This is a genomic window from Kitasatospora sp. NPDC127067 (genome assembly GCF_042724755.1).
GTDB classification, from domain to species: domain Bacteria; phylum Actinomycetota; class Actinomycetes; order Streptomycetales; family Streptomycetaceae; genus Kitasatospora; species Kitasatospora lactacystinica.
Genome location: NZ_JBHXEM010000097.1, coordinates 18736 through 33398 on the forward strand (window position 1 = coordinate 18736; position 14663 = coordinate 33398).

Below are 14663 nucleotides of genomic sequence, written 5' to 3' on the forward strand. Positions count from 1 at the left end.
CGTGCCGCACGGGTTCCGCCCGGTCGCACGGGCTGCTCGGGGGTGGCGCTCAGGGGTAGCGCTCCGCGTGGAGCAGCATCCGCAGGCAGGCCAGGCAGCGCGAGCGGGTGGGGCCGATCGAGCCGCGCGGCATGCCGAGCCGCTCGGAGAGCTCACGGTACGTGGGCGGCGGGTCCTCGGCGAGCGCGGCGATCAGCTGCGGACAGCGGCCGGGCAGGGCGGCGACGGTCTCGCGGACCGCGCGGCGGCGGGCTTCGGCGAGGTAGACGTCCTCGGCGGAGGGGGCGGGTGGGAGGGGGGTGCACACACCGTGCATGACGGCCCGGGGCGGGGCCGGTTACGCCCGGGCCGGGGCGCGGACACCGAAGGGGCGCGCCGGTCGGACCGCCGCGCCCCTCCCCCGTCGCACCGGGGGTCGATCCCGTCGCGCCGGGGGTCGACCCCTCCGTCGGCGGACCGGCCGCCCGCGAGGGGTCAGCCCTGGACCCACTCCTGCTGCCGCGCCAGGTCCGCCTTCACCTCGGCGAGCTGGACCGCGACCGCCGAGGGGGCCGTTCCGCCGCGCCCGTCGCGGGCGGCGATGGCGCCGTGGACGCTGAGCACCGAGCGCACCTCGGGCGTCAGGTGCTCCGAGATCGCGGCGAACTGCCCGTCCGTCAGGTCGGACAGTTCGATGCCCTCGGCCTCGCAGACCTTGACGCAGGCGCCGGCCACCTCGTGCGCGACCCGGAACGGCACGCCCTGCTTGACCAGCCACTCGGCGATGTCGGTGGCGAGCGAGAAGCCGGCCGGGGCCAGCTCCTCCAGACGCTCCCGGTGCACGGTGAGGGTGGCCATCATCCCGGTGAACGCGGGCAGCAGCACCTCCAGCGTGTCGCAGGAGTCGAAGACCGGCTCCTTGTCCTCCTGAAGGTCCCGGTTGTAGGCGAGCGGCAGCGCCTTGAGGGTGGCCAGCAGGCCGGTAAGGTTGCCGATCAGCCGGCCGGACTTGCCGCGGGCGAGCTCGGCGATGTCCGGGTTCTTCTTCTGCGGCATGATCGAGGAGCCGGTGGAGAAGGCGTCGTGCAGCGTGATGAAGCCGAACTCCTTGGTGTTCCAGATGATCACCTCCTCCGCGATCCGGGAGAGGTTGACGCCGACCATCGCGGTCACGAAGGCGAACTCGGCGACGAAGTCGCGCGAGGCGGTGCCGTCGATGGAGTTGCCGACCGAACCGCCCTCGAAGCCGAGCTCGGCGGCGACGGCCTGCGGGTCGAGGCCGAGCGAGGAGCCGGCCAGCGCGCCGGAGCCGTACGGCGAGACGGCGGTGCGGGCGTCCCACTGGCGCAGCCGCTCGGCATCCCGGCCGAGGGCCTGCACGTGCGCGAGGACGTGGTGGGCGAAGAGCACCGGCTGGGCGTGCTGGAGGTGGGTGCGACCCGGCATCGCGGTGTCCGGGTGCGCCTCGGCGAGGCCGACGAGGGCCTGCTGGAGGTCGAGCAGCAGGCTGCCGATGGTCTTCGCGTGGTCCCGCAGGTACATCCGGAACAGGGTGGCGATCTGGTCGTTGCGCGAGCGTCCGGCCCGCAGCTTGCCGCCGAGGTCGGGGCCGAGGCGCTCCAGCAGGCCGCGCTCCAGGGCGGTGTGCACGTCCTCGTCGGCGACGGTGCCGGTGAAGGTGCCCGCCCGGACGTCGGCCAGCAGCCGGTCCAGGCCGCCCAGCATGCCGGCCAGCTCCTCGTCGGAGAGCAGGCCGGCCTTGTGCAGGACCCGGGCGTGGGCCTTGGAGCCGGCGATGTCGTACGGCGCGAGGCGCCAGTCGAAGTGGACCGAGGCCGAGAGCCGGGCGAGCGCCTCGGACGGGCCGTCGGCGAAGCGCGCGCCCCAGAGGCGGACGTCGGAGGGCTGCTCGGCGGTCATCGCGTGACTCCTTCATGCATGTGCAGTGGACGGCATAAGTATGCACGACGCCGTATGAAACACAAAACCCCGGCCGGAGGGTTCTCCGTCGGCCGGGGTTCGTCGAGGTCGGGCGCTGCGCGGCGCTACTGGGCCTTCGCCTGGGCGAGTTGCATGAGGTGGTCGGCGAGCGCCTGGCCGCCGGCCGGGTCGCGGCTGATCAGCAGCACGGTGTCGTCGCCGGCGATGGTGCCGATGATCTCGAAGACCTCGGCCTGGTCGATCGCCGAGGCCAGGAACTGGGCGGCGCCCGGCGGGGTGCGCAGCACCACCAGGTTGCCGGAGGCCGTCGCGGAGACCATGAGTTCGCCGGCCAGCCGGGCCATCCGGCCCTCGCTGGCCGACTCCCCCATCGGCGCGCGCGGCGTGCGGTCGCCGCCCTCGGCCGGGACGGCGTAGATCAGCGCGCCGTCCCGGTTGCGGATCTTGACCGCGCCCAGCTCGTCCAGGTCCCGGGAGAGGGTGGCCTGGGTCACCACGAGTCCATCGTCGGCGAGCAGCTTGGCGAGCTGGCTCTGCGAACGCACGGGCTGGCGGGTGAGCAGGTCCACGATCCGCCGGTGGCGCGCGGTGCGGGTCTGCGGGACCTGCGGCGTCGGGCCGGCGGCGGACGAGCCGGAGCGGGAAGCGGTCATGTGATTATTCTCCCGGACGACGGTCAACTCGCATCGGCCGGGGCACTCTCGCGCACCGTCCGGAGGATGCCCGGCAGCGCGGCCAGGAAGGCGTCCGCCTCCTTCTCGGTCAGCACCAGCGGCGGGGCCAGCCGGACGGCGTCCGGGACGGCCGCGTTGACCAGGTAACCCGCCTCCTGCGCGGCGGCCTGGACCCGCGCCGAGACCGGCTCGGTGAGCACGATGCCGAGCAGCAGGCCCGCCCCGCGCACGTGCGAGACCAGCGGGTCGCCGAGCGCCTCGATTCCGTGCCGCAGCCGCTCGCCCAGCTTGCGGGTGTGCTCCAGCAGACCCTCGGACTCGATGGTGTCCAGCACCGCGAGCCCGGCCGCGGCGGCCACCGGGTTGCCGCCGAAGGTGGTGCCGTGCTGGCCCGGGGTGAGCAGTTCGGCGGCCGGCCCGAAGGCGAGCACCGCGCCCATCGGCAGACCGCCGCCGAGCGCCTTGGCCAGGGTGACCACGTCCGGCTCCACGCCCTCGTACGCCTGGTGGGCGAACCAGTGGCCGGTGCGGCCGACACCGGTCTGGATCTCGTCCAGGACCAGCAGGGTGCCGGTGGCCCGGGTGATCTCGCGCGCCGCCCGCAGGTAGCCCTCGGGCAGCGGGACGGCGCCGTTCTCGCCCTGGATCGGCTCCAGGAAGACGGCGGCGGTCCCGGTGGTGACGGCCGCGCGCAGCGCCTCGACGTCGCCGAACGGGACGTGGGTGACGTCGCCGGGCAGCGGCCGGAACGGGTCCTGCTTGGCGGGCTGGCCGGTGAGCGCGAGGGCGCCCATGGTGCGGCCGTGGAACGCACCCTGGAGGGCGACCAGGTGGGTGCGGCCGGTCCGCCGGCTGATCTTGAAGGCGGCCTCGTTGGCCTCGGCGCCGGAGTTGCAGAAGAACACCCGCCCGCCCGGGCGGCCGTCCAGCTCCAGCAGCCGCTCGGCGAGGGCGATGGTGGGCTCGGCCATGAAGAGGTTGGAGACGTGGCCGAGGGTGGCGATCTGCCGGCTCACGGCCTCGACGACGGCCGGGTGGGCGGTGCCGAGGGCGTTGACGGCGATGCCGCCGAGCAGGTCGGTGTACTCCTTGCCGTCGGCGTCCCAGAGCTTGCTGCCCTCGCCGCGCACCAGCGGGATGCGGGGGGTGCCGTAGTTGTCGGTGAAGGAGTGCTGCCACCGCTGGGCGAGCTGCTCGTTGTGCGTCACGTCGGTCGTGTCGGTCCCGCCGGTCATGCCAGTCCCCCGGTCACGGTCGCTTCGTCGTCCGGCACGACCATCGTGCCGATGCCCTCGTCGGTGAAGATCTCCAGCAGCAGGCTGTGCTGGACCCGGCCGTCCAGGACGCGGGCGGTGCCCACGCCGGAGCGGACGGCGCGCAGGCAGCCCTCCATCTTGGGGAGCATGCCGCTGGCCAGGTCGGGCAGCAGCTCCTCCAGCTCGCTCGCGGTGAGCTGGCTGATCACGTCGTCCGAGTTCGGCCAGTCCTTGTAGAGGCCCTCGACGTCGGTGAGGACGACGAGCATCTCGGCGCCGAGCGCGACCGCGAGGGCGGAGGCGGCGGTGTCGGCGTTGATGTTGTAGACGTGGCCGTCGGTGCCGCGGGCGATCGAGGAGATGACCGGGATGCGGCCGTCGGCGATCATCGCCTTCACCGCGCCGGCCTCGATGTTGACGATGTCGCCGACCAGGCCGATGTCGACCTGCTCGCCGTCCACCACCGCGTAGCGCTTGACCGCCGTCATGGTGTGGGCGTCCTCGCCGGTCATGCCGACCGCGAACGGGCCGTGCCCGTTGAGCAGGCCGACCAGCTCGCGCTGCACCTGGCCGGCGAGCACCATCCGGACCACGTCCATGGTCTCCGGGGTGGTGACCCGCAGGCCGTTGGTGAAGCTCGACTCCAGGCCCAGCCGGTCGAGTTGGGCGCTGATCTGGGGGCCGCCGCCGTGCACCACGACGGGGTGCAGACCGGCGTAGCGCAGGAAGACGACGTCCTGGGCGAAGGCGGCCTTGAGGCTCTCGTCCACCATCGCGTTGCCGCCGAACTTGATCACGACGGTCTTGCCGTGGAAGCGCTCCAGCCACGGCAGCGCCTCGATCAGCGTCATGGCCTTGGGCAACGCGGTGTTGTTGCGGGCCTGTTCGCCCTTGGGTGCGATCTGCACGGGTTTCCCTCGTCGATGGGGGTCCCCCGGCCGCAGGCTGGGGGAGGATATCGCGGATCAGGTGTCGCGGATCAGGGTGTCGCGGACGAAGTGACGCGGATCAGGTCGAGTAGGCGCTGTTCTCGTGAACGTAGTCGGCCGTCAGGTCGTTGGTCCACAGCGTGGCGCCCGCCGTACCGGCGTTGAGGTTCGCGGTGATGACGACCTCGCGGCCCTTCATGTCCACCAGGTCGCGGTCCTCGCCCACGCCGCCGGCCCTGCAGACCCAGACGCCGTTGATGGCGACGTCCAGCTCGTTCGGGTCGAAGGCGGCGGAGGTGGTGCCGATCGCGGCCAGCACCCGGCCCCAGTTGGGGTCCTCGCCGTGGATGGCGCACTTGAGCAGGTTGTTGCGGCTGATCGTCCGGGCGACCTCGACCGCCTCGTCCTCGGTGGCGGCGCCGGTGACGTCGATCCGGATCTCCTTGCTCGCGCCCTCCGCGTCGCCGATCAGCTGGCGGGCCAGGTCGGCGCTGACCGTGCGGACGGCCTCGGCGAACTCGGCCTGCTCCGGGGTGGTGCCGGAGGCGGCGGAGGCCAGCAGCAGCACGGTGTCGTTGGTCGACATGCAGCCGTCGGAGTCGATCCGGTCGAAGGTGGTGCGGGTGGCGTCGCGCAGTGCGGCGTCCAGGGCGGCGCTGTCCAGGTCGGCGTCGGTGGTGAGGACGACCAGCATGGTGGCGAGGCTCGGGGCGAGCATGCCCGCGCCCTTGGCCATGCCGCCGACCGTCCAGCCGGCCGGGCTGGTGTACTGGGCGGTCTTGTGCACCGTGTCGGTGGTCTTGATGGCGATCGCGGCGGCCTCGCCGCCGTCCTCGCCGAGCTCGCCGGCGGCCAGGGCGACCCCGGGGAGCAGGATGTCCATCGGCAGCCGTACCCCGATCAGGCCGGTGGAGGCGACGGCGACCTCGCCCGCGCCGAGGCCCAGCTCCGCGGCGACCTTCTCCGCGGTGGCGTGGGTGTCCTGGAAGCCGAGCGGGCCGGTGCAGGCGTTGGCGCCACCGGAGTTGAGGACGACCGCGGAGACCCGGCCGCCCTTGAGGACCTGCTCGGACCAGAGCACCGGCGCGGCCTTGACCCGGTTGGCGGTGAAGACGCCGGCGGCCGCGAGCGAGGGGCCGTCGTTGACCACCAGGGCGAGGTCGGGAGTGCCGGAAGCCTTGATGCCGGCGGTCACGCCGGCGGCGCGGAAGCCCTTGGCTGCGGTCACTCCGACGTTGGTGGTCGTGCTCACGGTGCGACTCCGTTCACGGGAAGGCCGAGCTCCTCGGGCAGACCGAGGGCGATGTTCATGCTCTGCACCGCGCCGCCGGCGGTGCCCTTGACCAGGTTGTCGATCGCGCTGATCGCGATGATCCGCCCGGCGGCGGTGTCCAGGGCGACCTGGACCAGGGCGGTGTTGGCGCCGTAGACGCTGCTGGTCTGCGGCCACTGCCCCTCGGGCAGCAGGTGGACGAAGGGCTCGTCCGCGAACGCCTCGGTGTAGGCGGCGCGCAGGCTCTGCGCCGTCACCCCCGGCCGGGCCTTGGCCGAGCAGGTGGCGAGGATGCCGCGCGGCATCGGGACGAGGGTGGGGGTGAAGGAGACGGAGACCGGCTCGCCCGCGAGCGGGGTGAGGTTCTGCGCCATCTCCGGGGTGTGCCGGTGGACGCCGCCGACGCCGTACGGGCTGACGCTGCCCATCACCTCACTGCCCAGCAGGTGCGGCTTGGCGGCCTTACCGGCGCCGGAGGTGCCGGAGGCGGCGACCACCACGGCCTCCGGCTCGGCGAGCTGCGCGGCGTAGGCGGGGAACAGCGCCAGGGAGACGGCCGTCGGGTAGCAGCCGGGCACGGCGATCCGGTTGCTGCCCTTCAACGCGGCGCGGTGGCCGGGGAGTTCGGGCAGGCCGTAGGGCCAGGTGCCGGCGTGCGCGGAGCCGTAGAACTGCTCCCAGTCGGCGGCGGCCCTGAGCCGGAAGTCGGCGCCGCAGTCGATCACCAGGACGTTCGGGCCGAGCTCCTCGGCGACGGCGGCGGACTGGCCGTGCGGCAGCGCCAGGAACACCACGTCGTGGTCGGCCAGCACCTCGGGGGTGGTGGCCTCCAGGACGCGGTCGGCGAGCGGGAGGAGGTGCGGCTGGAGCGCGCCCAGTCTGGTGCCCGCGTTCGAGCCGCCGGTCAGCGCCCCGATCTCGATCTCCGGGTGGCCGAGCAGCAGGCGCAGCACCTCGCCGCCCGCGTAACCGCTCGCGCCGGCGACGGCGACTCGCAATGCCATGGCGTTCCTCCTTAGTCGTGGCATGAATATACGCGTGGCGGAAAATTCATGCAAGGAGTGCGTGCCGGACCCTGCCGGGGCGAGGCGGCCCGGTCAGCGCTTGACGGCCCGCAGCACCACGAACTTGGGGTTACCGGCGACGAGTTGGCAGTTGCCGAAGAGGCGGCGCAGCTTGACGTGGTAGCCGAGGTGGCGATTGCCGACCACCCAGAGTTCCCCGCCGGGCCGCAGCGCCCGCTTGGCGCCGGTGAACATCCGCCAGGCGGTGGCGTCGGTGGTGGCCTGGTGGGAGTGGAACGGCGGGTTGTTGAGCACCAGGTCCACCGAGCCGGCGGCGACCACGTCCGGGGCCAGGGCGTCGGCGGTCAGGAACCCGGCCGGGGCGTCCGGGCCCAGGTTGGTGCGGAAGGTCTCCTCGGCGGAGGCCACCGCCTGGTGCGACTCGTCCACGAAAACCAGCTCCGCGCCGGGCCCGGCCAGCGCGGCGGCCGTACCGACCACCCCGTTGCCGCAGCCGAGGTCCACCACCCGGGCGCCGGGGGCGGGGACGGGCAGGTGGGCCAGGAAGAAGCGGGTGCCGATGTCCAGCCGGTCCGCGCAGAAGGTGCCCGCGTGGTTGACGACCGTACGGCCGGAGGCGGCACCGATGTCCGCCGGCAGCGCGTAGCGGTGCGGCCACGGGTTGGGACCGGCGTCGAGCGCCCGGTCCGGGGTGCAGAGGATCAGCCGGGCCTTGCGCACGGCCAGTGAGGTGCGGGTCGGCCCGAGGATCCGCTCGAAGAGCTGGAGCGTGGAGGTGTGGATCTCGGTGACCATGCCGGAGCCGATCACCACGGTGCCCTCGTGGAGCGCGGGGGCGAGCCGGTGCAGCTGGTCCTCCAGCAGGGCCAGGCTCTTGGGGACGCGCACCAGCAGCACGTCGATCCGCTCCGGCGGGGCGTCCCGGGTGGTCAGCAGCCGGGTCTCGTCGACGGCGGCGCCGGCCCGGGCCAGATTGGCCAGGGTGGCCTGCCGGCCGAGGTGGGAGTCGGTGATCTGGACCGGCCGGTACTCGGCGAGCGCGGTGGTCAGCGCGCCCCAGCGGTCGCCGAGGACGGCGACCGTACGGCCGGCCAGCTCCGTCGCGGCGCCGGCCGCGCTGTCGGCCTCGCCCGCCAGGTGGCGCAGCAGGTACTCGTCGGCGGCGTCCCAGGCCCGCAGCCGCTCGCGCGGGTCCACGGGGAAACGGGTGAGCTCGAAGGCGCCCCACGGGGTGGCCAAGGCGGTGTCCGGCGGGGTCGCGGCGGGCGTGGTCTGGGGATTCATCGTGTTCTCAGGCTATCCGACGGCCCCCGGGAGCGATTACGGACGGATACTGGAAGAGCCCGACCGAGAGGGGTGAGGGCGATGGAGTGGAAACTCGAAGTCGTGGTGGTCCCGGTGTCGGACGTGGACCGCTCGAAGCTCTTCTACGAGGAGCAGGCCGGGTTCACCGTCGACCACGACACCCTGCTGCGGGACGGGATCCGGGTGGTCCAGCTGACGCCCCCCGGCTCGTCCTGCTCCATCGTGGTGGGCAAGGGGGTGATCGACTCTCCGCCCGGATCGGTCAAGGGGCTCCAGCTGGTGGTGCCGGACATCGAGAGGGCGCACGCCGAACTGGCGGCGCGGGGCGTGGCGGTCAGCCCGGTCCAGCACTTCGTGGCGGGGGGCCGGGCGGACGGGCACGGCGAGGCGTGGAACAACTTCGTGTTCTTCAACGACCCGGACGGGAACGGCTGGGCGGTCCAGGAGGCGCCGCGCACCGCCCGGGGCTGACCGGCGGCCGGCCTTGGGTAGGCTCCGGGGATGGCTGAACACGAGGGAAGCGTGCGGGTGGACAGCTGGATCTGGTCGGTCCGGCTGGTCAAGACGCGGGCGCTGGCGGCGGCCGCCTGCCGGGCCGGGCACGTCAAGGTGAACGGCGAGCGGGCCAAGCCGGCCCAGGCGCTGAAGCCCGGGGACGAGGTGCGGGTCCGCGAGGAGGGCCACGAACGGGTCGTGGTGGTGCAGAAGCTGATCCGCAAGCGGGTCGGCGCCGAGGTCGCGGCGCAGTGCCTGGTCGACAACAGCCCGCCGCGGCCGCCGCGCGAGTTCGTCGCGGCGGCCGGGACGCGGGACCGGGGGGCCGGGCGGCCGACCAAGCGGGAGCGCCGCGAGCTGGACCAGCTGCGCGGGACCTGAGCCGCGCGGGCACGGACAGTGCCCGGGCGCGGAGAGGCCCGGAACCGTTACACGGCAGCGGTGGCGAGCACCTTGGCGAGGAAGCCGCCGAGGTTGCCCACCGTCCGGTCGATCTGCAGCTCCAGCGGCAGCGACTCGTCGGGCCGGGTGACCAGGGTGGACTTCTTCAGCCCGCGCACGTAGAGGGAGCAGGCGAGGTCGGCGCAGATGTAGGTGCCGACCGTGTTGCCCTCGCGCCCGGCCGCCCCGGCCCGGCGGGCGGCGAGCAGCGCGACCCCGGACCCGGCGTGCGCGGTGATGCACAGCGAGCACACGTTGGTCTTGGTCAGGCTGCGCCGGATCACCGGCGAGCGCAGCGTCAGGCCGACCGGCTCGCCCTGGTACGGCGCCACCAGGTACGCCCGGTCGGGCGCGCCCTGGTCCCGCCAGCCGAGGAAGTCCAGGTGCTCCCAGGGCAGCTCCGCCAGGCCCCGGGGCAGGTTGAGCCGGCAGGCCTCGCCCTTGGAGCAGTTGACGAAGGACGCGCGGATCTCGTTCTCGCTCAGGGGTTCCATGTCGCGGAAGCTAACACCGGCCCGCCCGTCGTGTCGCGCCGATTTTCACCCGGTCCGCACCGGGTGGGCGGCCTGGACGGCGAGCCGCCGCGGGGCGTCCTCGCCGATCCGGGTGAGCAGGTCGTCCAGGGCGAGGAAGGCCTCCCAGTGTTCCTGCCCGCCGGCGGCGGCGAGGCGCTCGACCACCAGGTCCTCCAGGTCCGGGACCCGCTTGTTCTTCCAGGCCTTGTCGGCCAGGCTGACCAGCAGTGACTCGACGGTGACGCCGGGTCCGTCCCAGCTCGCGTGGCCGCGGGCGAAGCGGGCGAGGTGCTCGGGGACGCCGCGGGCGAGCAGCAGGGCGTACCCGGCGGGCTCGTGCAGGGAGCCGGCGGCGGAGAGCTCCTCGGGGTGGACGGTCTTGCCGATGTCGTGGGTGGCGGCGCCGTACAGGACGGCCTCGTGGTCGAAGGCCAGGCCCGCGCGGGCGCAGAAGCCGACGATCTCCCCGGCCACTTCGTGCACCAGGGCGAGGTGGGCGACCAGGCGGGGCGGGGCGTCGACGGCCCGCAGCAGTTCGGCGACGCCGGGGGGCAGCGGCGGCAGGTCGGTGGTGGTCACGCCGCAGGGTACCCACGGCGGTGAGGGACTGTCAGACGCGCCCCAGGCTTCGACGGTCCGGTCCCGGCACAGGAGGGGGGCACCGGGACCGGACCCCGAGGGACGCTCGGGGCTACTTCTTGAAGGCGACGCCGGCGTACGCCGAGACGTCCTGCCAGCCCTCGGGGAGTTCGGAGGTGGGCACGTGGCCCGCGACGGGGCGCCAGAGCGGGAGCTGGACGAGCCCGGGGCCGGCGAACTCGAAGTCGCCGAAGAAGGGTTCGACGCCGGAGCGCGGGCGCAGCACGAGCGGGGCGCTGGCGCTGCGGTAGATGCGGGTGCCCTCGGAGGCGCTCTCGCGGGAGGCGAAGTCGGGGCTGCCGTGGGAGAGGATCAGCGCGCTGCCCGGGGCGAGCGCGTCGCGCAGGGTGCGGACGATCTGCTGCGCACCCTCCTCGTCGCGGATGAAGTGCAGCACGGCGACCAGCATCAGCGCGACCGGCCGGGAGAGGTCGACGGCGCCGGCCAGCGCGGGGTGGCCGAGGATCGCGGCCGGGTCGCGCAGGTCGGCCTCGATCACCGAGGTGTGCCCGGCGGGGTGGCCGGCCAGCAGGGCGCGAGCGTGGGTGGCGACGATCGGGTCGTTGTCCACGTACACCACCCGGGCGTCCGGGGCGACCCGCTGGGCGACCTCGTTGGTGGAGCCGACCGCCGGGATGCCGGTGCCGATGTCGACGAACTGGCGCACGCCCCGGCTCGCGACGAACTCCACGGCGCGGCCGAGGAACTGCCGGTTGGTGCGGGCCAGCAGCGGCAGCGCGGGGTAGGCGGATATCGCGGCCTGGGCGGCCTTGCGGTCGGCCTCGAAGTTGTCCTTGCCGCCGAGGTAGTAGTCGTACATCCGGGCGGTGTGCGGGACGCCGGTGTCCAGCTCGCTCGGGGGCTGCCAGTCCTCGGCTCTGGCCCAGTCCCACTCGGTGTCCGTGCTCCGGCCGGTCGCCGCGCCGTCCTCGTACATCCTGTCCGCCCCCAATGCGCAATGCCGGAAGAGTTTGGCCACCGCCGGTCAACTCGCGGTGCGCGGTGATCGTATCCAAGGACACACCGCGGAAACAGCGGGAGTTCAGGTTTACGCAACACCCGGTCACAGAGTGTGTGCACGTCAAAGCCGGTGCGGGCCCGGTCGGGTCGGATCGCCCGCCGGAGCCGTCCTCTCTATGCTGGCTGCCGATGACTGCCGACCGCCGCACCGTACTGCGCGCCACCGCCCGGATCGCCGCCCTCGCCGCCACCGGCGGCCTGCTCACCGCCTGCGGCACCGGAACGCTCCGCCGGGCCGACCCGGGGGCACTTGCCGCGCACCCCGGGACCGTGGACCCGCAGCACACCACCGACCCGGCCTGGAACGGCGCGGAGGGCCCGGCCTCCCCCGCGCCCACCGCCCCGGCGGAGCCCGGGCCCGACGGTGGGCCGACCGCCGCCGCGGCCGCCGCCCAGCCCTCCGCGCCGCCGGCCCCGCCCGTGCTGCCGCCGCTCGCGCCCGGCACCCCGGCCGAGGTCGCGTACGGGCCGCGCACCGGGAGGAACGTGGCGCTCACCTTCCACGGCAGCGGCGACCCGAAGCTGGCCACCGCCCTGCTGGAGGCCGCCGAGCAGCGCGGCGCCAAGGTGACCGTGATGGTCGTCGGCAGCTGGCTCGACCAGCAGCCGCAGATGGCCCGGCGGATCCTGGACGGCGGCCACGAGCTGGGCAACCACACCCAGAACCACCTCAACATCTCGGCCATGGCGCCCGACCAGGCGCGCGCCGAGATCGCCCAGTGCGCCGAGCGCCTGCAGCGGCTCACCGGCTCGATCGGCCGCTGGTTCCGGCCCTCCGCCGCGCAGTACGCCACCCCGATGGTGCGCGAGCAGGCCAGGGCGGTCGGGTACGAGCACGTGCTGTCCTTCGACGTCGACCCGCGCGACTACAACGACCCCTCGGCCGCCGAGCTGCAGCGCCGGGTGCTGAACTCGGTGCGCGGCGGCTCGGTGGTGGCGCTGCACATGGGGCACCAGTGCACGGTGGACGCGCTGCCCGGCATCCTGGACGGCCTCGCCAAGGCGGGACTCAAGCCGGTGACCGCCAGCCAGCTCTGCGCCTGAACGCCCTGGTCAGAGCATCGGGTCGTCGTCCTTGTACGGGCGCAGCCGCAGCGTGCGGGCGTCCGCGGCGCGGATCGCGTCGGCCCGGTTGACCAGTTCCTCCAGGTCGTCCCGGCCGGCGTGGATGAAGCGCCCGTGCAGCCCGTCGAAGCGGCCTCGGGCCGCGTCCACGGTGACCGCGACCATGTACGGGATGGAGCCCCAGTCCGTGGTGCCCTTGAACATCGGCATCCCGGCGGTCATGTCGGTGGCCACCGCGCCCGGGCTGATGTCGAGGACGACGATGCCGTTGCGGGCCAGCGAGTCCGCCATGTTGTCGGAGAGCTGGAGCAGCGCGCCCTTGGAGGTGGCGTACGCGGTGTAGTCGCCGTCCGGGCGCAGGGCGAAGCCGGAGTTGAGGTTGATCACCCGGCCGCGCCGGCGGGCGACCATGCCGGGGAGCACGCAGCGCAGCAGGTTGTAGGGGCCGCGCAGGTTGGTCTCGATCACCTGCCACCACTGGTTGGCGTCGGTCTCCCAGAGCGGCACCTCGGCGCGGTCGACCAGGCCGGCGTTGTTGACCAGCAGGTCGATCGGCCCGAGGTCGCGCTCGACCAGCCGGACCGCCTCGCGCACCGAGCCGGGGCGGGTGACGTCGGCGGTCACGGCGACGCCCCGGGCGCCGCGCCTGACGCACTCCTTGAGGGTGTCGGTCAGTGTCTCGTGGGTGCGGCCGACCAGGCCGACGGACATCCCCTCGGCGGCCAGGCCGATGGCGAGTTCCCGGCCGATGCCCCGGCCGGCCCCGGTGATCAGGGCGACCTGTCCTGCGAGCGATCCCGTCGACACCCCGTACTCCCTTCGCGTGCCCGGCCCTGTCCTCTTCCGCCCCCGGCCCCCGTCTGCGGCATTCTGTCGGGCGCCGGGCGGAGCCGGGCCCGGGCACACGGGTCCGGGGTCGCCGCCTCACTCGTTCGGGGGACTCCCGGCCGTGGCACCCTGCCGGGGAGGGGGTGACCTACTGGCCGGTACGGAGTAGTAACGTCGTCGGGGCGGTGACCGGTGCACCCATTCCGGCACACCGGCCCGTTGTCCAGCAGCTCGCTGGGCCACCCGCTGGCTGGGCGACCCCCAGCACCGTCGAAGGGCAACTGAGTGAGTGACATCGCGCGCGTCGGAGTGATCGGCTGCGGCCTGATGGGGTCGGGAATCGCCGAGGTCTTCGCCCGGGCCGGGCTGGACGTCCTGGTGTCGGAGGCCAGCGGTGAGGCGCTGGAGTTCGGCCGCACCCGGCTGACCAACTCCCTGGAGACGGCCGTCAAGCGGGGCAAGCTGACGCCCGAGGAGCGGGACGAGGCGCTGGGCCGGCTGTCCTTCACCGTCGAGCTGTCCGACTTCGCCGACCGCGACCTGGTGGTCGAGGCCGTCGCCGAGCGCGAGGACATCAAGGTCCGGATCTTCGAGACCCTGGACCGGGTGGTCGAGCGCCGCGACGCGATCCTCGCCTCCAACACCTCCTCGATCCCGATCGTGAAGCTGGCCGCCGCCACCAGCCGCCCGGAGCAGGTGATCGGCCTGCACTTCTTCAACCCGGCGCCGGTGCAGAAGCTGGTCGAGGTCATCCCGACCCTGACCACCTCGGCGACCACCACCGAGCGGGTCGAGGCCTTCGCCTCCCAGGTGCTCGGCAAGGAGCCGATCCGCGCCCGTGACCGGGCCGGTTTCGTGGTCAACGCGCTGCTGGTGCCGTACCTGCTGTCCGCGGTGCGGATGTTCGAGACGGGCGTGGCCACCGCCTCGGACATCGACAAGGGCATGGAGGCCGGCTGCGCCCACCCGATGGGCCCGCTGCGGCTGTGCGACCTGATCGGCCTGGACACCATCGTCTCGATCGCCGAGTCGATGTACGACGAGTACAAGGAGCCGCTGTACGCCGCTCCCCCGCTGCTCTCCCGGATGGTCGACGCCGGCCTGCTGGGCCGCAAGTCCGGCCGGGGCTTCTACGACTACACCGCGAGCGCCTGACGCCCGCGGCGGGACGGACGGCGGGGCGCGGGGGGGGGGGGGGCGGGCCCCCGGGCGCGGGCCGGGGGGGGGGGGGGGCGGTGTTTGTGGGGGGGGGGGGGGGGGAGCATACCAAAAACGGGG

At 73.7% G+C, this 14663-nt stretch carries 16 protein-coding genes; 4 read left to right on the plus strand and 12 right to left on the minus strand.

Features of this window, described 5'->3' with window-relative positions; all coding sequences use genetic code 11:
• Nucleotides 1–49 precede the first annotated feature (49 nt).
• The 8 genes from ACFWJ4_RS30115 to ACFWJ4_RS30150 form a co-directional block, all read right to left on the minus strand.
• A complete protein-coding gene (locus ACFWJ4_RS30115) occupies nt 50–307 on the minus strand; it encodes a hypothetical protein (RefSeq protein ID WP_359905979.1) in 258 nt (85 codons plus the stop codon).
• 167 nt (nt 308–474) lie between these two features.
• Nucleotides 475–1899, minus strand: coding sequence for an argininosuccinate lyase (argH, locus tag ACFWJ4_RS30120; RefSeq protein ID WP_380549352.1), 1425 nt, complete (start codon nt 1897–1899; stop codon nt 475–477).
• 125 nt (nt 1900–2024) lie between these two features.
• Nucleotides 2025–2573: an arginine repressor gene (locus ACFWJ4_RS30125; protein ID WP_359905973.1), complete on the minus strand. Its 549-nt coding sequence runs from the start codon at nt 2571–2573 to the stop codon at nt 2025–2027.
• Nucleotides 2574–2596: 23 nt separating this feature from the next.
• Nucleotides 2597–3829 (minus strand): acetylornithine transaminase, encoded by a 1233-nt coding sequence (locus ACFWJ4_RS30130; protein ID WP_380549355.1) that lies wholly within the window; start codon nt 3827–3829, stop codon nt 2597–2599.
• Nucleotides 3826–4701 carry an acetylglutamate kinase gene (gene argB / locus ACFWJ4_RS30135; RefSeq protein WP_380549385.1) on the minus strand — a complete coding sequence of 292 codons (876 nt, stop codon included), beginning with the start codon at nt 4699–4701 and terminating at the stop codon, nt 3826–3828. The genes ACFWJ4_RS30130 and argB overlap by 4 nt, the downstream gene beginning before the upstream one ends.
• Before the next feature lie 157 nt (nt 4702–4858).
• Entirely contained in the window at nt 4859–6031 is a 1173-nt protein-coding gene (gene argJ / locus ACFWJ4_RS30140; protein ID WP_380549358.1) for a bifunctional glutamate N-acetyltransferase/amino-acid acetyltransferase ArgJ, read from the minus strand.
• Nucleotides 6028–7056: an N-acetyl-gamma-glutamyl-phosphate reductase gene (gene argC, locus ACFWJ4_RS30145; protein ID WP_380549361.1), complete on the minus strand. Its 1029-nt coding sequence runs from the start codon at nt 7054–7056 to the stop codon at nt 6028–6030. Before argC ends, argJ begins: the two co-directional genes overlap by 4 nt.
• 93 nt (nt 7057–7149) lie before the next feature.
• The gene (locus tag ACFWJ4_RS30150) at nt 7150–8316 is read right to left on the minus strand and encodes a methyltransferase (protein WP_380549388.1); all 1167 of its coding nucleotides are present in this window, start codon (nt 8314–8316) and stop codon (nt 7150–7152) included.
• A 126-nt stretch (nt 8317–8442) separates the two neighbouring features.
• Here ACFWJ4_RS30150 and ACFWJ4_RS30155 point away from each other — a divergent pair, with 126 nt between their 5' ends.
• Together ACFWJ4_RS30155 and ACFWJ4_RS30160 are read left to right on the plus strand one after the other, a co-directional pair.
• Nucleotides 8443–8853, plus strand: a complete 411-nt coding sequence (locus ACFWJ4_RS30155) for a VOC family protein (protein ID WP_380549364.1) — start codon at nt 8443–8445, stop codon at nt 8851–8853.
• 30 nt (nt 8854–8883) lie between these two features.
• Nucleotides 8884–9258, plus strand: a complete 375-nt coding sequence (locus tag ACFWJ4_RS30160; RefSeq protein WP_380549367.1) for an RNA-binding S4 domain-containing protein — start codon at nt 8884–8886, stop codon at nt 9256–9258.
• Nucleotides 9259–9305: 47 nt separating this feature from the next.
• Here ACFWJ4_RS30160 and ACFWJ4_RS30165 read toward each other — a convergent pair whose 3' ends face one another.
• The 3 genes from ACFWJ4_RS30165 to ACFWJ4_RS30175 form a co-directional block, all read right to left on the minus strand.
• Nucleotides 9306–9812 carry an FBP domain-containing protein gene (locus ACFWJ4_RS30165; protein ID WP_380549370.1) on the minus strand — a complete coding sequence of 169 codons (507 nt, stop codon included), beginning with the start codon at nt 9810–9812 and terminating at the stop codon, nt 9306–9308.
• 45 nt (nt 9813–9857) lie between these two features.
• Nucleotides 9858–10412 (minus strand): HD domain-containing protein, encoded by a 555-nt coding sequence (locus tag ACFWJ4_RS30170; protein WP_380549373.1) that lies wholly within the window; start codon nt 10410–10412, stop codon nt 9858–9860.
• Nucleotides 10413–10524: 112 nt separating this feature from the next.
• Nucleotides 10525–11409, minus strand: a complete 885-nt coding sequence (locus ACFWJ4_RS30175) for an SAM-dependent methyltransferase (protein WP_380549376.1) — start codon at nt 11407–11409, stop codon at nt 10525–10527.
• A gap of 212 nt (nt 11410–11621) precedes the next feature.
• Here ACFWJ4_RS30175 and ACFWJ4_RS30180 point away from each other — a divergent pair, with 212 nt between their 5' ends.
• Nucleotides 11622–12536, plus strand: a complete 915-nt coding sequence (locus ACFWJ4_RS30180; RefSeq protein WP_380549379.1) for a polysaccharide deacetylase family protein — start codon at nt 11622–11624, stop codon at nt 12534–12536.
• 9 nt (nt 12537–12545) lie between these two features.
• Here the strand turns inward: ACFWJ4_RS30180 and ACFWJ4_RS30185 are convergent, their stop codons facing one another.
• On the minus strand, nt 12546–13364 hold the full coding sequence (locus tag ACFWJ4_RS30185; RefSeq protein WP_359905945.1) for an SDR family oxidoreductase: 819 nt from the start codon (nt 13362–13364) through the stop codon (nt 12546–12548).
• Nucleotides 13365–13670: 306 nt separating this feature from the next.
• Here ACFWJ4_RS30185 and ACFWJ4_RS30190 point away from each other — a divergent pair, with 306 nt between their 5' ends.
• Nucleotides 13671–14540 carry a 3-hydroxybutyryl-CoA dehydrogenase gene (locus tag ACFWJ4_RS30190; RefSeq protein WP_380549382.1) on the plus strand — a complete coding sequence of 290 codons (870 nt, stop codon included), beginning with the start codon at nt 13671–13673 and terminating at the stop codon, nt 14538–14540.
• The last annotated feature ends 123 nt before the right edge of the window (nt 14541–14663 follow it).